Genomic DNA, 17,130 nt, shown 5'->3' with positions numbered 1-17,130 from the left:
GGCCTCAGGCGTCCTCGGCCTCCATGCCGTCGAGGGCCGGGCGGGCGTCGACGCGGGCGCTCTCGGCGATGTGGTGCAGTTCCAGCGCGTGCAGCTCGTCGAGCGTGTCGACATCGACGAAGGCGGCATCGTCGCTCACCTCGACATCGGCCACCGCCTCGGCATTCTCGGCGAGCAGGTGGCGGGCGCCGACATCGCCGGTCAGCGCCATCAGCGCCGGGAACATGCGCCGCGCCCACACCACCGGGTTGCCGCGGCGCCCCTCGCTCGACGGCGCGGCGGCGATGGCGCCGGGCTTCGCCTCCAGCGCCGCGATCAGCCGGTCGATCAGGCCGGCCGAGACCTTCGGCATGTCGGCGAGCAGCAGCGCCGCCGCCCCGGCCTCCGGCGGCACCGCACCGATGCCGACGCGGATCGAGGTCGACAGCCCGTCCGCATAGGCCTGGTTGTGCACGATATGCACCGGGAGGCCGGCGAGCGCCGCCCGCAGCCTCGACGAATCATGGCCGGTGACCACGATCACCGGGCGCGCATGCGAGGCGAGCGCCGACAGCACCACCCGGCGGATCATCGGCTCGCCGTCGAGCGGCACGGTGAGCTTGTGGGCGCCCGGCATGCGGGTGCCGCGTCCGGCGGCGAGCACGACGGCGGCCGTCGGGCCGCCGGTCGGCGCCGAGCCTTCGCGCGGCTGCGGACGAGACGGGATTTCCATCAAGAGCCCTCCTACTCCCATCGAGACGATGTCGGCCCGCGAGACGGCGAGCCCGGCCAGCAGCCGGTGCAGCACCCAGTCGAAGCCGTTCTCCCTCGGGCTGCGGGCGCATCCCGGCGCACCCAGCACCGGCAGCGTTCCGAGCCGGCCGGTAAGCAGCAGATTACCCGGATCCACCGGCATTCCAAAGTGCTCGATGATGCCGCCCGCCGATTCCAGCCCGGCCGGAATGACGTCGCGCCGGTCGGCGATCGCCGAGGCGCCGAACACGAGGATCAGCTCCGCCCCGCTGGCGCGCGCCCGCTCCAGCCCGTCGCGCACCCCCTCGGCACTGTGCGGCACGCGCTGCTCGTAGGCGATATGCGCGCCGGCCATGGCGAGCCGGGCGCCGGTGACCCGCAGCGTCTTGGCGATCACCTTCTCGCCGAGGCCGGGCAGCAGCGTCGAGATCACCGCCACCCGCGTGAGCTTGAACGGCACCACCTCCACCAGCGGCGGCGCCTCGGCGAGCCGCGCCTCGACCGCCGCCATGGCGGATTCCGCCACCGCGAAGGGAATGATCTTCACCGTGGCGATCATCTCGCCTTGCTGCACCGGCCGGAATGGCGGCAGGGTCGCCAGCGTCACCGCCTCGTCGACGGCGTTGAGCGCATCGATGCCGGCGCGGTCGACCTTCACCAGCCCGGCCCGCCGCGCGCGGATATTGGCGCGGCCGGTGAAGGCCGGGTCCGGCTGCGCTTCCGGCCCGGCAATGGAAGCCGCCACCCGCGCCGCCGCCACGTCCTCGGCGACGTCGCCCGGCTCTTCCCGCACCACCACGATGTCGCCGACGCCCTGCGCGGCGAGGCGCTCCAGCATGCCGGCGTCGAGCCGGGTGCCCTTGCGCAGTTCGAGGCCCGGCAGCCTGAGCGAGTGCACGCACACCGCCCCTTCGGCCTCGGCAAGCGGCACGCAGCCGAATTTCATGCCGCCCGCTCGCCGGCCGCCGGCTTGCGGCGCAGCTCGCCGACGATCTCGGCGATGATGGAGACGGCGATCTCCGCCGGCGTGGCGCCGCCGATGTCGAGGCCGATCGGCGCGTGGATGCGGGCCAGCGCCTCGCGCGCGACGCCCTTGCCGGCCAGACGGTCGAGCCGCGTCGCGTGGGTGCGCCGCGAGCCGAGCGCGCCGACATAGAAGCAGCCGCGCGCCAGCGCCTCGATCAGCGCCGGGTCGTCGATCTTGGGGTCGTGGGTCAGCGCCGCCACCGCGGTGAAGCGGTCGAGCCCGAGCGTCGGCAGCACCACATCCGGCCATTCGGCGCGAATCTCGACATCCGGGAAGCGTTCCGGCGTCGCGAAGGCGGTGCGTGGATCGACGATCATGACGTTCAGTCCGGCAAGGCGCGCCATCGGCGCCAGCGCCTGGGCGATATGCACGGCGCCGGTGATGACGAGCCGCGGCGCCGGCACCTCGACGGCGAGGAAGATGCGCTGGTTTCCGAGCGTGAGCAGCGTGCTCCTGCCGGTGCGCAGCGCCTCGGCAAGCGGCGCGGCGAGGGGATCGGCCGCCGCCGCCGCCGCCCGCACCAGCCGCTGCCGGCCATCCTCGAATTCGGTGACCACCACGCAGGCGCGCCGCGCCGCGCGCTCGGCGTTCAGCTCTTCCAGCAGCGACAGGTCCATCAGTTCAGCTTCTCGACATAGACGGCGATGCGGCCGCCGCAGGACAGCCCGACCTGCCAGGCGGTAGCGTCGGCGACGCCGAATTCCAGCAGGCGCGGCTTGCCGTCGGCGATCACCTCCGCCGCCTCGGCCACCACCGCGCCTTCGACGCAGCCGCCGGACACCGAGCCGAGGAAGCCGCCGGCCTCGTCGATGACCAGATGGCTGCCGACCGGGCGCGGCGCCGAGCCCCAGGTCTCCACCACCGTCGCCAGCGCCACGCCGCGGCCCTCGCGGCGCCAGCGGGCGGCGGATTCCAGAACGTCGTCCTCGCGTGCGGACATGCGTCGTCTCCTTCTCTCGCCCCGAGCATAGCGCAGCATGGCCGCGCATGCCTTGCCCATAAAGGCGGAAACGGTCACAAGGACGCCATGACATCGGCGCGCATGAAACCCACCGTGAGACCCACCCCGGCTTCGCTTTCGCCCGTTCCGGCGCTGCCGCGCACGCTGCGCAGCGCCGGCGCGCTGGTGGAGGCCGGGCTGCTGCCGGCCGATCCGACGCTGGAGGCGGTCGGGCAGCGCTACGCGATCGCCGTCACCGCCTCGCTGGCGGCGAAGATCGTTCCCGGCGCGCCCGACGGCCCCATCGCCCGCCAGTTCCTGCCGGATGCGCGCGAGCTCGACGAGCGCCCGCAGGAACTCGCCGACCCGATCGGCGACGAGGCGCACAGCCCGGTGCCGGGCATCGTGCATCGCTACCCGGACCGGGTGCTGCTGAAGCTGGTCGGCGTCTGCGCCGTCTATTGCCGCTTCTGCTTCCGCCGCGAGATGGTCGGTCCGGGCGCCGAGGCCAGCCTGTCGGAGGAGGCGCTCGACCGCGCCCTCGCCTATGTCGCCGACCACAAGGAAATCTGGGAGGTGATCGTCACCGGCGGCGACCCGTTCATGGCGGCGCCGCGCCGGCTCGGCGGGCTGATGCAGCGGCTGGCCGCCATCGGCCATGTCAGGGTCGTGCGCTTCCACACCCGCGTGCCGGTCGCCGCCCCCGAGCGCGTCACCGGCGCGCTGGTCGAGGCGCTGCGCATGCCCGGCCTCGCCACCTATGTCGCCGTCCACGCCAACCATGCGAGCGAGCTCGACGCGCCGGTGCGCGCGGCGCTGGCCCGTCTCGCCGATGCCGGCATCGCGCTGGTCGGCCAGAGCGTGCTGCTGGCGGGGGTGAACGACGAGGCCGACACGCTCGCCGCCCTGTTCCGCGCCCTGGTGGAATCGCGGGTGAAGCCCTATTACCTGCACCATCCCGACCTCGCCCCCGGCACCGCGCATTTCCGCCTGCCGGTCGAGCGCGGGCAGGAGCTGATGCGGGCGCTGCGCGGGCGGGTCTCCGGCCTCGCCCTGCCGACCTATGTGCTCGACATTCCCGGCGGCCACGGCAAGGTGCCGATCGGGCCCGGCTATATCGAGCCGGCGCCGGAAGGCTGGCGCGTAACCGATTATTGCGGCCGGATCCACGCCTACGACCCTTCCGCCGACGCATGAGCGCGCGGCCGGAGAACCGGGACGTCGTGGTGCTGGGCGCCGGCGCCGCCGGCCTGATGTGCGCCATCGAGGCCGCCCGGCGCGGCCGGCGCACGCTGGTGATCGACCATGCTCGCGCGCCAGGTGAGAAAATCCGCATATCCGGCGGAGGACGCTGCAATTTCACCAATCTCGATGCCGCGCCGCGCAACTATCTCTCCGCCAATCCCGGCTTCTGCATCTCGGCGCTCAGGCGCTACACCCAGCATGATTTCATCGCGCTGGTGCGCCGCCACGGCATCGCCTTCCACGAGAAGACGCTCGGGCAATTGTTCTGCGACGGCTCGGCGCGGCAGATCGTCGACATGCTGCTGCGCGAGCTCCGCGACGCCGGCGGCGAGTTGCGGCTCGGCACCACGGCCGCCCTGCCGTCGAAGACCGAGGACGGCTTCCGCCTCGACACCTCGTCCGGCCCGCTGGCCTGCGAGAGCCTCGTCGTCGCCACCGGCGGCAAGTCGATCCCGAAGATGGGCGCCACCGGCTTCGGCTACGACATCGCCGCGCGCTTCGGCCTGGCGGTCACCTCCACCCGCCCGGCGCTGGTGCCGCTGACCCTCGACCCGGTGCTGCTGGAGAAGCTGGCGCCGCTCGCCGGCATCGGCCTGCCCGCGCGGGTCGCGCTTGGGCGCACGGTCTTCGAGGAGGCGCTGCTGTTTACCCATCGCGGCCTGTCCGGCCCGGCGATCCTGCAGGTCTCCTCCTATTGGCGCGAGGGCGACGAGATCGCGCTGTCGCTGGCGCCCGGCGTCGACATGCTCGCCGAGATGAAGGCCGCGCGCGCCGCCAATGGCCGGCAGGCGCCGGCCACCGCGCTGGTCGGCTTCCTGCCCCGCCGGCTGGCGCAGCTCGTCGCCGACACCCACGCCCCCGGCCGCAACCTCGCCGACCTTTCCGACAAGGCATTGCGCGAACTCGCTAATTCGGTGAACGACTGGCGGCTGAAGCCCACCGGCTCGGAGGGCTACCGCACCGCCGAGGTTACGCTCGGCGGCGTCGACACCGTCGGGCTCGACCAGCGGACGATGCAGGCGCGCGCCGTGCCCGGCCTGTATGTCATCGGCGAGGCGGTCGACGTCACCGGCTGGCTTGGCGGCTACAATTTCCAGTGGGCCTGGTCCTCGGGCTGGGCGGCCGGCCAAGCGGCCTGAAGCCGTGCATGCCGATTCGCCGGCGTATTGACCGGGCCGACCGTCGCGTCGTCCTGTGTACAAACCTGTTGCTCGGCCATTCAATAACCGCCGCCGGGAGGATATCCCCACTGTCGATGCAAGGCAGGCGTGCGTGGGCGGGCCGCCGGCAACCGGGTCCAAGCGCCTGAAACGCTTCGAATTTTCGATGAATGACGGGATAATGACGGCGAAGCATCACTTCTTTCGATCATTTGCATTTCGTCTTTTGATCGAATTGTATCGGAACGCGACGCACGCTAAGACTCAGGAAAGCTCAACCCCCGGGCACGATCACAATATGGGCAAACCATCCGGGGCACGGGCATTGTCAGCGGCTGAGGGGAGCCGACATTCATCATGGACGTCTTTGTTCAGCAGCTCATCAATGGGCTGACCCTGGGGTCGATCTACGGATTGATCGCCATCGGCTACACCATGGTCTTCGGCATTATCGGCATGGTCAATTTCGCCCATGGCGACGTGTTCATGGTGTCGAGCTTCATCGCGCTCATCTGCTTCCTGCTGGTGACGACGGTCATGGGGATCACCTCGATCTTCCTGGCGCTGTTCATCGTGCTGATCGTGGCGATGTTCTTCACCTCGCTGATGAACTGGGCGATCGAGCGGGTGGCGTACCGGCCGCTGCGCGGCTCCTTCCGCCTGGCGCCGATGATCTCCGCCATCGGCATGTCGATCTTCCTCGCCAATTTCGTCCAGGTCTCGCAGGGCCCGCGCAACAAGCCGGTGCCGCCGATGATCACCGACGTGATCGTGGTGATGGAGACCAACGGCTATCAGGTCACGCTCGCCTGGAAGCAGATCATCATCATGGTGCTGACCTCGGTGCTGCTGTTCGGCTTCTGGTACTTGGTGCAGAAGACCTCGCTGGGCCGCGCCCAGCGCGCGGTGGAGCAGGATCGCAAGATGGCGGCGCTGCTCGGCATCAATGTCGACCACACCATCTCGCTGACCTTCGTCATCGGCGCGGCGCTGGCGGCGGTCGCGGGCACCATGTACCTGATGTATTACGGCGTCGCCAATTTCGCCGACGGCTTCGTGCCGGGCGTGAAGGCGTTCACCGCCGCCGTGCTCGGCGGCATCGGCTCGCTGCCCGGCGCGGTGCTCGGCGGCCTGCTGATCGGGCTCATCGAGACCTTCTGGTCGGCCTATTTCTCCATCGAATACAAGGACGTCGCGGCGTTCTCCATCCTGGCCATCACGCTGATCTTCCTGCCGCAGGGCCTGCTCGGCCGGCCGGAAGTCGAGAAGGTGTGAGGCAACGCCCATGGCCGTGCAGACCGCACATCCGGCGGACGCCGCTCCCGCCGCCAGTTCCGCCTTTCCCGGCGCCGTCAAGGACGCGCTGATCACCGGCCTGATCGCCATCGGCCTGCTCGGCCCGCTGGTCGGCTTCGAGACGGTGGTGATCGACGGCGCCCTCGGCCTCGCCTATCGGCCGATGCTCGTCGCCATCATGGTCGGCATCATCGTCGTCGGACGGCTGATCCTCAACCTCACCGTCTGGTCGCCCAACCGGGTGCCGAAGACCAAGGCCGGCCCGAGCCCCCTCGCCCGCGGCATCGTCGCGGTGGCGCCGGGCTTCAAGCCGGCGCTGCTGGCCTTCGCGGTGCTGTTCCCTTTCATCGCCTCCTTCGCCATGGGCGGGCTCAACGAGAGCCGCTACCTCATGGACCTCGGCATCCTCATCCTCACCTATGTGATGCTGGGCTGGGGCCTCAACATCGTGGTCGGCCTCGCCGGCCTGCTCGACCTCGGCTATGTCGCCTTCTACGCGGTCGGCGCCTATACCTATGCCCTGCTCGCCACCAGCGCGCCGATCAACGACTTCTTCGCGGCCCTCGTCGGCGAGACCTTCTGGGCGAACTGGGCGTTCTGGTTCTGCCTGCCCGCCGCCGGCCTCTTCGCCGGGCTGTGGGGCATGATCCTCGGCTTCCCGGTGCTGCGCCTGCGCGGCGACTATCTCGCCATCGTCACCCTGGCCTTCGGCGAGATCATCCGCCTCGTTCTGATCAACTGGGTGGATTTCACCGGCGGCGGCGCGGGTATCGCCTCCATTCCCCGCGCGACCTTCTTCGGCATCCCGTTCACGGCCGGCGAAAACGGGTTCGCGGCGCTGTTCGGGCTTGAATTCAACCCGATGCACCGCATCATCTTCCTGTATTTCGTCATCCTGGCGCTGGCGCTCATCACCGCCTTCACCACCGTCCGCCTGCGCCGCCTTCCGGTCGGGCGGGCCTGGGAAGCGCTGCGCGAGGACGAGATCGCCTGCCGCTCGCTCGGCCTCAACACCACCAATGTGAAGCTCTCGGCCTTCGCCACCGGCGCCATGTTCGGCGGCTTCGCCGGCTGCTTCTTCGCGGTGCGCGCCGGCTTCGTCTCGCCGGAGAGCTTCACCTTCGACATCTCGGCGATGATCCTCGCCATCGTGGTGCTCGGCGGCATGGGCTCGCAGATCGGCGTCGCGGTGGCGGCGGCGGTGATGATGGGCGGCATGGAGATGCTGCGCAATCTCGGCTTCCTCAAGCAGGTGTTCGGCGAAGGCTTCGATCCGAGCCTCTACCGCATGCTGCTGTTCGGCTTCGCCATGGTGGCGATCATGGTGTGGAAGCCGCGCGGCCTGGTCTCGACCCGCGATCCCACCATCTATCTCAAGGAGAAGAAGGCGGTTTCCGGCGACCTCGTGAAGGAAGGGCACGGCTGATGGCTGCAACGGCTCTCCCCACCCATAACTGGGACAACGACCCGATCCTGACGGTCGAGCACCTGTTCATGCGCTTTGGCGGCCTCATCGCCGTCAACGACCTGTCCTTCAGGGTCGGGCGCGGCGACATCACCGCGCTGATCGGCCCGAACGGCGCCGGCAAGACCACGGTGTTCAACTGCATCACCGGCTTCTACAAGCCGAGCGAGGGCCGGCTCATCCTCGCCCATGGCCGCGCGCCCACCGAGGCGGAGCTGACGGCGGTGACGCTGAACGGCGAGCGGGCGCTGGCCGGGCGCGATTCCGGCGTGTACCTGCTGGAGCGCCTGCCGGACTACAAGGTGTCCGGCGAGGCGAAGGTCGCCCGCACCTTCCAGAACATCCGCCTGTTCTCCGGCATGACGGTGCTGGAAAACCTGATGGTGGCCCAGCACAACGCGCTGATGACGGCGTCGGGCTATTCGCTCAAGGGCCTGTTCGGCCTGCCGGGCTGGAACGCGGCGCAGAAGGCGGCGATCGAGAAGGCCAAATACTGGCTCGACAAGGTCAACCTCACCGACCGCGCCGACGACCCGGCCGGCGACCTGCCCTATGGCGCCCAGCGCCGGCTGGAGATCGCCCGCGCCATGTGCTCCGGGCCGATCCTCCTGTGCCTCGACGAGCCGGCGGCCGGCCTCAACCCGCGCGAAAGCCTGGAGCTGAACGAGCTTCTGCGCGCCATTCGCGCCGAGCAGGGCACCTCCATCCTTCTGATCGAACACGACATGAGCGTGGTGATGGAAATTTCCGACCATGTGGTCGTCCTCGACTACGGCACCAAGATCTCCGACGGCACGCCGGAGGCGGTGAAGCACGATCCGCGCGTCATCGCCGCCTATCTCGGCGTCGACGAGGACGCGGTCGAGGCGGTCGAGGCGGTTCTCGACGAAGCCACGGGAGCGCAGTCGTGAGCGCGCCCGCCCCCGCTTCCCTGGCCTCGACATCCGCGTCTTCCGAGCCGATGCTCGCCATTCGCGGCGTCAAGACCTTCTACGGCAACATCATGGCGCTGAAGGGCGTCGACGTGGACGTGCACAGCGGCGAGATCGTCACGCTGATCGGCTCCAACGGCGCCGGCAAGTCGACGCTGATGATGACCATCTTCGGCCAGCCGCGCGCCCGCGAGGGCCAGATCCTCTACGAGGGCCGCGACATCACCAAGATGCCGACCCACGAGATCGCGCATCTGAAGATCGCCCAGTCGCCGGAAGGCCGCCGCATCTTCCCGCGCATGACGGTGTTCGAGAATCTCCAGATGGGGGCCTCGATCGACAATTTCGAGCATTTCGACGGCGACCTGGAGCGGGTGTTCACCCTGTTCCCGCGCCTGAAGGAACGCATCGGCCAGCGCGGCGGCACGCTGTCGGGCGGCGAGCAGCAGATGCTCGCCATCGGCCGGGCGCTGATGAGCCGGCCGCGCCTGCTGATGCTGGACGAGCCCTCGCTCGGCCTGGCGCCGCTGATCGTCAAGCAGATCTTCGATGCCATCCGCGAGCTCAACCGCACCGAGGGGCTCACCGTGTTCCTGGTCGAGCAGAACGCCTTCCACGCGCTCAAGCTCGCCCATCGCGGCTACGTCATGGTCAACGGCCTGGTGACGATGTCCGGCGAGGGGCGCGAGCTCCTGGAGCGGCCGGAGGTACGGGCCGCCTATCTCGAAGGCGGGAGGCACTGACATGTCCGATCCGACGCGCGGCACGCTCATCTCGCAGGGCTCGCCCGCCAGCCTCGCCGTCGTCCTGCCGGCGGTGGTGGCGGCGGCGTCGCTGCTCGCCAGCCTGTTCGCCCCGGCGCTGGTGCTCGAAGTATCGCGGGCCGACTATTATCTCGTGACCGTGTTTCTCGGCGGTGGCGCGGCCTGGCTCTCCGGCCGGGCGGTGGCGTCCACCTGGCGCGGCTACCGGCAGGCGGTGCTCTACGCGCTGCTGCTCGGCTGCGCGGTGCGCTTCTTCCACTTCGCGCTGTTCGAGGGCACGCTGCTCAGCCTGCCGCATTTCCTGACCGACACCGCCTTCCTGCTGGCGCTCTCCACCCTCGGATTCCGGGCCGAGCGGGCAAAGCAGATGGCGACACGCTATAGTTGGCTCTACCGTCCCGCCGGCCCGTTCGGCTGGCAGGAGGGCGTCGCGGAAAAGTCTCCGGGAGACGCAGCGTAAGCCGGCCCCGACCCTTCGCTTCTTCCGTCGACAAGCGCCTGAAAAAGAGCAACATTCGCCTCTCGGGGCGACTGGCCTGGCCGACGGACCAGCGAACAACCAATCCTTTCAGAAGCAGGAGACACCTTCATGAAGAAGTTTCTGTTTGCCGGCCTTGCGCTGAGCGCCACTCTGGCGCTGGCGCTGCCGGCCTCGGCGCAGGTGAAAGTCGGCGTCGGCGGCCCGATCACGGGCGCCAACGCCACCTTCGGTGCGCAGCTGAAGAACGGTGCCGACCAGTGGGCGGCCGACCTCAACGCCAAGGGCGGCCTGCTCGGCCAGAAGGTCGAGATCCTGGTCGGCGACGACGCCTCCAAGCCCGAGCAGGGCGTCTCGGTGGCCAACAAGTTCATCTCCGACGGCGTGAAGATGGTCATCGGCCATTTCAACTCCGGCGTGTCGATCCCCGCCTCCGAGCAGTATGCCGAAGCCGGCGTCATCGCCATCTCCCCGGCCTCGACCAACCCGAAGCTGACCGAGCGCGGCCTCGCCAACGTGTTCCGCACCTGCGGCCGCGATGACCAGCAGGGCGCCGTCGCCGCCGAATACATCGTCAAGAACCTGAAGGGCAAGAAGGTCGCGATCGTCCACGACAAGACCCCCTACGGCAAGGGCCTGGCGGACGAGACCCAGAAGGCCATGAACAAGGCCGGCATCAAGGAAGTCGTCTACGAAGGCATCAATCCGGGCGAGAAGGACTATTCGGCTCTCGTCTCGAAGCTGAAGGCCGCCAATGTCGACATCCTCTATTACGGCGGCCTGCACACCGAAGCCGGCCTGCTGGTGCGCCAGATGCGCGACCAGGGCATGAAGACCGTGCTGTTCTCGGGTGACGGCATCACCGACAAGGAATTCTGGACCATTGCCGGTCCGGGCGCCGCAGGCACCCTGATGACCTTCGGCCCGGATCCGCGCAAGAACCCCGCCGCCGCCAAGGTCGTCGACGCCTTCAAGGCCAAGGGCATCGATCCGGAAGGCTACGTGCTGTATGCCTACGCCGCTGGCCAGGTGCTGCAGCAGGCCGCCGAGGCGGTCAAGGCGCTCGATAACAAGAAGATCGAGGAATACATCCACTCCGGCAAGCCGTTCGACACCGTGCTCGGCAAGCTGACCTTCGACAAGAAGGGCGACCGCACCAATCTCGACTACGTCGTCTATGTCTGGAAGGACGGCGGCTACACCGAGCTCTGATCCGGCGCGCCCTCGCGGCGCCCGGCGTGACGGCTGACGATCAGACCCGCCGGTGCGAGCCGGCGGGTTTTTCGTTGCATCCGCCGGCCTCCGATGGACGACGATGATGCGCCGCCTCTCATCGAAGGCATTGCCGGCCCGCCGCCCGGGGGTAAGCTCGTTCGTCCATGAGGGTGGATGCCGATGGAAACCAAGGTGCGGCTGGCGGGAGCCCGCCCGGACGACGCGGAGGCGATGTTGATGGTGCATCGCGCCGCCATTCGCGGCTCGGCCGTCGGGTTCTACCCGCCCGACATCATCGAGGCCTGGGCTCCCCTGCCCGTGCGGCCCGACCATATCGATGCCCTCGCGCAGCGGATCGAAAGCGGCGAGGAGGAGGCGATCGTCGCCCGCGACCCGAGCGGCGCCATCATCGGCTTCGGCTCGTTCGTGCCGAGCGGCCGCGAATTGCGGGCCGTCTATGTCTCCCCCGATCACGGCCGCCTCGGGATCGGCGGCGCGATATTGCGCGCGCTCGAGCTCAGGGCCCGCAAATACGGCCTGGCCGAGCTCACCATGGACGCTTCGATCAACGCGGAGGCCTTCTACCGGCGCCACGGCTTCACGGCACAGCGCAGCGGCGAGCACGTCCTGCGCGGGGGGCTCCGCATGGCTTATATCCGCATGCGCAAGCAGATCGCGCCGCGCTAGCGCCGGTCGGGGCGCGGTTCGGCCGTCCCGCTCAGCCGAAGCTGGCGAGGCCCGGAAACGTCTCCAGCATCCAGTAGCTGACGCTGGCCATCCAGCCGGAGAGGAAGCCGATGCCGGTCAGCACCAGCAGCGCGCCCATCGTCTTCTCGACCACCGGCAGGTAGCGCCGCGCCTTGGTCAGCACGCCGAGCGCCGGCCGCGCCATCGCCGCCACCAGCAGGAACGGCACGCCGAGCCCGGCCGAATAGACGGCGAGCAGCCCGGCGCCGCGAATCAGCGTCTGTTCGGAGGCCGCCACCGCGAGGATCGCCGCCAGCACCGGGCCGATGCAGGGCGTCCAGCCGAAGGCGAAGGCCAGCCCCATCACATAGGCGCCGGCCAGCGTCGCCGGGGCGTCGACATGCACGCGCTTGGTGCGCGTCAGCCAGCCGAAGCGCAGCACGCCGAGGAAATGCAGCCCCATCAGCAGGATGGCGATGCCGGCGAGGATCGCCATCTCCTGCGAATACAGCCGGAGATAGCCGCCGATCACCGAGGCGCCGGCGCCGAGCGCCACGAACACGGTGGAGAAGCCGGCGACGAACAGCGCCGCCGCGCCCAGCGTGCGCCGCCCCGCCGCGTCGGTCGGCGCCTTGTGGGTGATCTGGTCGAGGCTGGTGCCGGCGAGGTAGCACAGATAGGGCGGCACCAGCGGCAGCACGCAGGGCGAGGCGAAGCTGGCAATGCCGGCGACGAAAGCGGCCGGAAGCGTGACGTCGGCCATTGACCTTGGCACCCGTGAGCGAATTGACTGGCGTCCCGAACGGATGTGCGCCCCGGACAGGCTTGCGTCCCAACGAGACTTGCGTCCAATGCACGCCCCGAGGGGCGAATGCAATGCGGCGCGCTCCGCCGTCGCCGGGAAGTGATCGCGGCGGGCGGGAAGGCAGGAGAGGTACACCGATGCGCAACCTGATCACCGACGTCGCCGGGCTGAAGGTCGGCAACGCCACCGACCTCGCCCTCGCCTCCGGGGTGACCACGGTGGTGTTCGACCGGCCGGCCGTCGCCTCGGTGGATGTGCGCGGCGGCGGACCAGGCACGCGCGAGACCGACCTGCTCGCCCCCGATACCACCGTCGACGCGGTGCACGCCCTCACCCTTTCCGGCGGCTCGGCCTTCGGCATCGATGCCTCGGCGGGGGTGATGAGCCATCTCGCCGAGCACGGCATCGGCTTTGCCATCGGCGATGCGCGGGTGCCGATCGTGCCGGGCTGCGTGCTGTTCGACCTGCTGAACGGCGGCGACAAGAACTGGGGCCGCTTCGCTCCCTATCGCAACCTCGGCTACCAGGCGGCGGCCGATGCCCGGCTCGATTTCCCGCTGGGCACGGTCGGCGCCGGCACCGGAGCGACGACGGCGATCCTGAAGGGCGGGCTCGGCTCCGCCTCCATCGTCGCGGCCAGCGGCCACGTGGTCGGCGCGCTGGTGGCGGTCAATGCGGTCGGCTCGGTGAATGTCGGCGACGGCCCGCATTTCTGGGCGGCGCCGTTCGAGCGCCACGGCGAATTCGGCGGCCTCGGGCTGCCCAGCCCGCTGCCGGCTCCGACGCTGACCCCGCCGATGAAGGGCATGCCGGCACGGCTGGATGTGGCGGTGGCCAACACCACCATCGCCATCGTCGCCACCGACGCGGTGCTGTCGAAGGCGCAGTGCAAGCGCCTCGCGGTGATGGCGCATGACGGCCTTGCCCGCGCCATCTGGCCGGTGCATTCGCCGTTCGACGGCGACACGGTGTTCACCGCCGCCACCGGGTTCCGGCCGCTGGCCGAACCGGTGGTGGACCTCGCCTGGATCGGCGTCGCGGCGGTGGAGGCGCTGGCGCGCGCCTGTGCCCGCGCCATCTATGAGGCGAGCGCGTTGCCGCAGCCGAACACGATCCCGGCGTGGCAGGACCGATGGGCGCGATGAGGCCGACGGATCGGACGATCCGCCGGCCGTTCGCGCGCGGGTACGGATCAGCGCGGGCAGACGTCCCAGAAGCCGGTGGTCTGCTGCGGGTTGGTATAGTACCAGCACTGATTGGGATGCGGCGGCGGACCGGCGAGCGAGGCGGCAGCCGCGCCGGCGAGGAAGCCGACGGCCGCCCCGGCGAGGATGGCACCCCCCGGCGCATAGTAGCGGCGGGGCTGCACGACCACGACGCGCCCGCGCGGCGGGCCATAATAGCCCGCTCCGCCGACGCAGCCGCGCGGGCCGCAGGCGCCCCAGGCCGCAGCCTGCTGGGTCGGGATCAGGGTTCCTGCGGTGGCGAGGACCGCCGCGACGACTGCAACGCTGGCCTTTTTCATCTCAAGCCCCTGCTGGCGAATGAAGGAAAGGTTCGATGGGAGGCACGAACGATGGCGGCGGACACAGCCAGTCCATCCAGACGGTATCTCCCTTCCTAGGCCGAAATTACTTAATGGACTGTTTCGAAACGTTCCGTCATGAAACGTTTGCCGCTTTCGGGAGTAGAATAATGCCGTCCAATATTGTCGTCGCCCCGTCCATTCTTGCCAGCGACTTCGCGCGCTTCGGCGAGGAGGTCCGCGCCATCGACGCCGCCGGCGCCGACTGGGTACATATCGACATCATGGACGGCCATTTCGTGCCGAATATTTCCTTCGGCCCGGAGGTGGTGCGCGCGATACGTCCGCTCACCACCCGGTTCTTCGACGTTCATCTGATGATCGCGCCGGCCGATCCCTATCTGGAGGCCTTCGCCACCGCCGGCGCCGACCTCATCTCGGTGCATGCCGAGGCCGGCCCGCATCTGCACCGCTCGCTGCAGCACATCCGCGCGCTCGGCAAGAAGGCCGGGGTCGCCATCAATCCGGCCACGCCGGCCGGCGCGGTGGAGCATGTGCTCGACCTCGTCGACCTGGTGGTGGTGATGACGGTCAATCCCGGCTTCGGCGGCCAGGCGTTCCTGGCGCCGATGATGGACAAGGCGCGCCAGCTCAGGGCGATGATCGGCGACCGGCCGGTCGCCATCGAGATCGACGGCGGCGTGACGGCGCAGACCGCGCCGCTCTGCGCCGCGGCGGGCGGCACGGTGCTGGTGGCCGGCTCGGCGGTGTTCAAGGGCGGCGCGGCCGCCTATCAGGGCAATATCGCAGCCATCCGCGCCGCGGCCGAGCGGGCGACGGGCATGGTGGTCTAGCGCCTGCAGCCTTTCGGTGAAACCGGTTCACCGAAAGGTTCCAGGTCGTTGTTTTCACGCGATTTCCTCTTCGCTCGAAGCCGGCCTAGGTCCGGCGCGAGAGCGGCGTCAGAAGTCCCGCCAGCGCGCCGATGGCCGCCGAGCCCAGGGCGATCAGCCCGTCGGGGATGGCGAACGTGATCGTGCCGTCGATGGGCGTCTTCATCATGGCGAGCTGATTGACGGAGAGATAGGCGATCGACAGCACCACGATGATCAGCACGGCCCCGACGCAGCCCACCACGACAAGATACAACTGGCCGTTGCTCTTGATGATTTCGAGATCGTAGTCGCGCACCTGCTGCGCGTCGGCGGCGATTTTCGCCACCGCAGCGAATTCGCGCACCTTCTCCGGGCTCTTCTGGAGATCGTCGGCGAGCGCCGGATTCTGCGCGAGCTGACCGATCATGCTGTCGGCCATCTTGTCGGCGGAGCGGCCGCTGGAACCCTGCGCCGCCGCCAGCGCGCCCGCCTCGGCCGAAGCCGCCTTCTGCTCGTCGTCGGTTTCCGCCGCCGTTTCCGTCATCGCCATCCCCCCAGATGCAATTTATGGATGAATTATTCCATAAACAATTTCAGGTTGCAACGTTTGCAGACATGCGCGCCGCCTGCTAGACGCGATTTCCGTTGTTTTTCTGGCTTGAGGAATCCGCCGTGATCCCGCGCTATACCCGTCCCGAGATGGCCGCCATCTGGGAGCCGCAGACCCGATTCCGCATCTGGTTCGAGATCGAGGCGCACGCCACCGACGCGCTGGCCGAGCTCGGCGTGGTGCCGAAGGAAGCGGCGGCGAAGATCTGGGAGATGGCGAAGGACGCCACCTTCGACGTCGAGCGCATCGACGAGATCGAAGCGGTGACCAAGCACGACGTCATCGCCTTCCTCACCCATCTCGCCGAGATCGTCGGGCCGGAGGCGCGCTTCGTCCACCAGGGCATGACCTCCTCCGACATCCTCGACACCTGCCTCAACGTGCAGCTGGTGCGCGCCGCCGACATCCTGATCAAGGATACCGACCGGCTGCTCGCTGCGCTGGAGACCCGCGCCTTCGAGCACAAGCTCACCCCGACCATCGGCCGCTCGCACGGCATTCATGCCGAGCCGACCACCTTCGGGCTGAAGCTGGCGCAGGCGCATGCCGAGTTCCAGCGCAACCGCGCCCGGCTCGTCGCCGCCCGCGCCGAGGTCGCCACCTGCGCCATTTCCGGCGCGGTCGGCACCTTCGCGCAGATCGACCCGCGGGTGGAGGAATATGTCGCCGCGAAGATGGGCCTCGCGGTCGAGCCGGTGTCGACGCAGGTGATCCCGCGCGACCGCCACGCCGCCTATTTCGCCGCGCTCGGCGTCGTCGCCTCCTCGATGGAGCGGGTGGCGATCGAGATCCGCCATCTCCAGCGCACCGAGGTGCTGGAAGCCGAGGAATTCTTCTCGCCCGGCCAGAAGGGCTCGTCGGCGATGCCGCACAAGCGCAACCCGGTGCTCACCGAGAACATCACCGGCCTCGCCCGGCTGGTGCGCGGCATGGTCACGCCGGCGCTGGAGAACGTGGCGCTCTGGCACGAGCGCGACATCTCGCATTCCTCGGTCGAGCGGATGATCGGGCCGGACGCGACGGTGACGCTGGACTTCGCGCTGAACCGGCTCGCCGGCGTGGTCGAGAAGCTGCTGGTCTATCCCGAGACCATGCAGAAGAATCTCGACCGGCTCGGCGGCCTGGTGCATTCGCAGCGCGTGCTGCTGGCGCTGACCCAGAAGGGCGCCTCGCGCGAGGACGCCTATCGGCTGGTGCAGCGCAACGCCATGCCGGTCTGGCGCGGCGAGGGCGAGTTCCAGAACCTGCTGACCAACGATGCCGAGGTCCGCACCTACCTGACGGCCGAGGAGATCGCCGAGAAATTCGATCTCGGCTATCACCTCAAGCACGTCGACACGATTTTCCGGCGGGTGTTCGGGCGCGCCTGAGGCG

The 17,130-nt window shown here is 69.2% G+C and carries 18 protein-coding genes; 12 read left to right on the top strand and 6 right to left on the bottom strand.

The genetic code is table 11. From position 1 onward, the window contains the following. Window positions 1-4: 4 nt before the first annotated feature. Genes AC1RU4_RS06295 through AC1RU4_RS06285 form a run of 3 tightly spaced genes read right to left on the bottom strand, consistent with a single transcriptional unit; the run spans window position 5 to window position 2,699 of the window. Entirely contained in the window at window positions 5-1,678 is a 1,674-nt protein-coding gene (locus AC1RU4_RS06295) for an NTP transferase domain-containing protein (protein ID WP_492890187.1), read from the bottom strand. Further along, entirely contained in the window at window positions 1,675-2,376 is a 702-nt protein-coding gene (locus tag AC1RU4_RS06290) for an XdhC family protein (protein WP_492890186.1), read from the bottom strand. Before AC1RU4_RS06290 ends, AC1RU4_RS06295 begins: the two co-directional genes overlap by 4 nt. Next, window positions 2,376-2,699, bottom strand: a complete 324-nt coding sequence (locus AC1RU4_RS06285) for an XdhC family protein (protein ID WP_492890185.1) — start codon at window positions 2,697-2,699, stop codon at window positions 2,376-2,378. The genes AC1RU4_RS06290 and AC1RU4_RS06285 overlap by 1 nt, the downstream gene beginning before the upstream one ends. A gap of 114 nt (window positions 2,700-2,813) precedes the next feature. Between AC1RU4_RS06285 and AC1RU4_RS06280 the strand changes: the two genes are divergently transcribed. The 9 genes from AC1RU4_RS06280 to AC1RU4_RS06240 all read left to right on the top strand — a co-directional run bounded on the left by AC1RU4_RS06280 (window position 2,814) and on the right by AC1RU4_RS06240 (window position 11,941). Then, window positions 2,814-3,896, top strand: a complete 1,083-nt coding sequence (locus tag AC1RU4_RS06280) for a lysine-2,3-aminomutase-like protein (protein ID WP_492890184.1) — start codon at window positions 2,814-2,816, stop codon at window positions 3,894-3,896. Continuing rightward, window positions 3,893-5,083, top strand: a complete 1,191-nt coding sequence (locus AC1RU4_RS06275) for a BaiN/RdsA family NAD(P)/FAD-dependent oxidoreductase (RefSeq protein WP_492890183.1) — start codon at window positions 3,893-3,895, stop codon at window positions 5,081-5,083. The genes AC1RU4_RS06280 and AC1RU4_RS06275 overlap by 4 nt, the downstream gene beginning before the upstream one ends. 378 nt (window positions 5,084-5,461) lie before the next feature. Continuing rightward, window positions 5,462-6,379: a branched-chain amino acid ABC transporter permease gene (locus AC1RU4_RS06270; RefSeq protein ID WP_492890182.1), complete on the top strand. Its 918-nt coding sequence runs from the start codon at window positions 5,462-5,464 to the stop codon at window positions 6,377-6,379. A 10-nt stretch (window positions 6,380-6,389) separates the two neighbouring features. Beyond that, a complete protein-coding gene (gene livM / locus AC1RU4_RS06265; RefSeq protein WP_492890181.1) occupies window positions 6,390-7,826 on the top strand; it encodes a high-affinity branched-chain amino acid ABC transporter permease LivM in 1,437 nt (478 codons plus the stop codon). After that, on the top strand, window positions 7,826-8,776 hold the full coding sequence (locus AC1RU4_RS06260) for an ABC transporter ATP-binding protein (RefSeq protein WP_492890180.1): 951 nt from the start codon (window positions 7,826-7,828) through the stop codon (window positions 8,774-8,776). The genes livM and AC1RU4_RS06260 overlap by 1 nt, the downstream gene beginning before the upstream one ends. Window positions 8,777-8,826: 50 nt before the next feature. Continuing rightward, window positions 8,827-9,540, top strand: coding sequence for an ABC transporter ATP-binding protein (locus tag AC1RU4_RS06255; protein WP_492890486.1), 714 nt, complete (start codon window positions 8,827-8,829; stop codon window positions 9,538-9,540). Window positions 9,541-9,658: 118 nt separating this feature from the next. Beyond that, the gene (locus AC1RU4_RS06250) at window positions 9,659-10,021 is read left to right on the top strand and encodes a DUF6867 family protein (RefSeq protein WP_492890485.1); all 363 of its coding nucleotides are present in this window, start codon (window positions 9,659-9,661) and stop codon (window positions 10,019-10,021) included. Window positions 10,022-10,150: 129 nt separating this feature from the next. Further along, complete coding sequence (locus AC1RU4_RS06245) at window positions 10,151-11,251, top strand: branched-chain amino acid ABC transporter substrate-binding protein (RefSeq protein ID WP_492890179.1); 1,101 nt, start codon at window positions 10,151-10,153, stop codon at window positions 11,249-11,251. 240 nt (window positions 11,252-11,491) lie between these two features. Then, window positions 11,492-11,941 carry a GNAT family N-acetyltransferase gene (locus AC1RU4_RS06240; protein WP_492890178.1) on the top strand — a complete coding sequence of 150 codons (450 nt, stop codon included), beginning with the start codon at window positions 11,492-11,494 and terminating at the stop codon, window positions 11,939-11,941. Between the two features lie 31 nt (window positions 11,942-11,972). On the opposite strand, the gene AC1RU4_RS06235 is transcribed toward AC1RU4_RS06240, so the two are convergent. Beyond that, window positions 11,973-12,704: a cytochrome c biogenesis CcdA family protein gene (locus AC1RU4_RS06235; RefSeq protein ID WP_492890176.1), complete on the bottom strand. Its 732-nt coding sequence runs from the start codon at window positions 12,702-12,704 to the stop codon at window positions 11,973-11,975. A 179-nt stretch (window positions 12,705-12,883) separates the two neighbouring features. On the opposite strand from AC1RU4_RS06235, the gene AC1RU4_RS06230 reads away from it, so the two are divergent. Continuing rightward, window positions 12,884-13,891 (top strand): P1 family peptidase, encoded by a 1,008-nt coding sequence (locus AC1RU4_RS06230; RefSeq protein WP_492890175.1) that lies wholly within the window; start codon window positions 12,884-12,886, stop codon window positions 13,889-13,891. 47 nt (window positions 13,892-13,938) lie between these two features. Here AC1RU4_RS06230 and AC1RU4_RS06225 read toward each other — a convergent pair whose 3' ends face one another. Next, window positions 13,939-14,271: a hypothetical protein gene (locus tag AC1RU4_RS06225; protein WP_492890174.1), complete on the bottom strand. Its 333-nt coding sequence runs from the start codon at window positions 14,269-14,271 to the stop codon at window positions 13,939-13,941. A 170-nt stretch (window positions 14,272-14,441) separates the two neighbouring features. Between AC1RU4_RS06225 and rpe the strand changes: the two genes are divergently transcribed. Continuing rightward, window positions 14,442-15,125, top strand: coding sequence for a ribulose-phosphate 3-epimerase (gene rpe / locus AC1RU4_RS06220; RefSeq protein ID WP_492890173.1), 684 nt, complete (start codon window positions 14,442-14,444; stop codon window positions 15,123-15,125). Between the two features lie 85 nt (window positions 15,126-15,210). Here rpe and AC1RU4_RS06215 read toward each other — a convergent pair whose 3' ends face one another. Next, on the bottom strand, window positions 15,211-15,690 hold the full coding sequence (locus AC1RU4_RS06215; protein ID WP_492890172.1) for a hypothetical protein: 480 nt from the start codon (window positions 15,688-15,690) through the stop codon (window positions 15,211-15,213). Between the two features lie 128 nt (window positions 15,691-15,818). Between AC1RU4_RS06215 and purB the strand changes: the two genes are divergently transcribed. Next, window positions 15,819-17,126: an adenylosuccinate lyase gene (gene purB / locus AC1RU4_RS06210; protein ID WP_492890171.1), complete on the top strand. Its 1,308-nt coding sequence runs from the start codon at window positions 15,819-15,821 to the stop codon at window positions 17,124-17,126. The last annotated feature ends 4 nt before the right edge of the window (window positions 17,127-17,130 follow it).

Source organism: Ancylobacter sp. GW821-FHT10E12 (assembly GCF_058809335.1).
This window is presented reverse-complemented; position numbering and strand designations above follow the sequence as displayed.

Excerpts from the sequence above, each read along its gene's own strand:
- AC1RU4_RS06295 (WP_492890187.1), bottom strand. The coding sequence starts at position 1,678 with ATGAAATTCGGCTGCGTGCCGCTTGCCGAGGCCGAAGGGGCGGTGTGC.
- AC1RU4_RS06290 (WP_492890186.1), bottom strand. The coding sequence starts at position 2,376 with ATGGACCTGTCGCTGCTGGAAGAGCTGAACGCCGAGCGCGCGGCGCGG.
- AC1RU4_RS06285 (WP_492890185.1), bottom strand. The coding sequence starts at position 2,699 with ATGTCCGCACGCGAGGACGACGTTCTGGAATCCGCCGCCCGCTGGCGC.
- AC1RU4_RS06275 (WP_492890183.1), top strand. The coding sequence starts at position 3,893 with ATGAGCGCGCGGCCGGAGAACCGGGACGTCGTGGTGCTGGGCGCCGGC.
- AC1RU4_RS06270 (WP_492890182.1), top strand. The coding sequence starts at position 5,462 with ATGGACGTCTTTGTTCAGCAGCTCATCAATGGGCTGACCCTGGGGTCG.
- livM (WP_492890181.1), top strand. The coding sequence starts at position 6,390 with ATGGCCGTGCAGACCGCACATCCGGCGGACGCCGCTCCCGCCGCCAGT.
- AC1RU4_RS06260 (WP_492890180.1), top strand. The coding sequence starts at position 7,826 with ATGGCTGCAACGGCTCTCCCCACCCATAACTGGGACAACGACCCGATC.
- AC1RU4_RS06255 (WP_492890486.1), top strand. The coding sequence starts at position 8,827 with ATGCTCGCCATTCGCGGCGTCAAGACCTTCTACGGCAACATCATGGCG.
- AC1RU4_RS06245 (WP_492890179.1), top strand. The coding sequence starts at position 10,151 with ATGAAGAAGTTTCTGTTTGCCGGCCTTGCGCTGAGCGCCACTCTGGCG.
- AC1RU4_RS06240 (WP_492890178.1), top strand. The coding sequence starts at position 11,492 with ATGGTGCATCGCGCCGCCATTCGCGGCTCGGCCGTCGGGTTCTACCCG.
- AC1RU4_RS06235 (WP_492890176.1), bottom strand. The coding sequence starts at position 12,704 with ATGGCCGACGTCACGCTTCCGGCCGCTTTCGTCGCCGGCATTGCCAGC.
- AC1RU4_RS06230 (WP_492890175.1), top strand. The coding sequence starts at position 12,884 with ATGCGCAACCTGATCACCGACGTCGCCGGGCTGAAGGTCGGCAACGCC.
- AC1RU4_RS06225 (WP_492890174.1), bottom strand. The coding sequence starts at position 14,271 with ATGAAAAAGGCCAGCGTTGCAGTCGTCGCGGCGGTCCTCGCCACCGCA.
- rpe (WP_492890173.1), top strand. The coding sequence starts at position 14,442 with ATGCCGTCCAATATTGTCGTCGCCCCGTCCATTCTTGCCAGCGACTTC.
- AC1RU4_RS06215 (WP_492890172.1), bottom strand. The coding sequence starts at position 15,690 with ATGACGGAAACGGCGGCGGAAACCGACGACGAGCAGAAGGCGGCTTCG.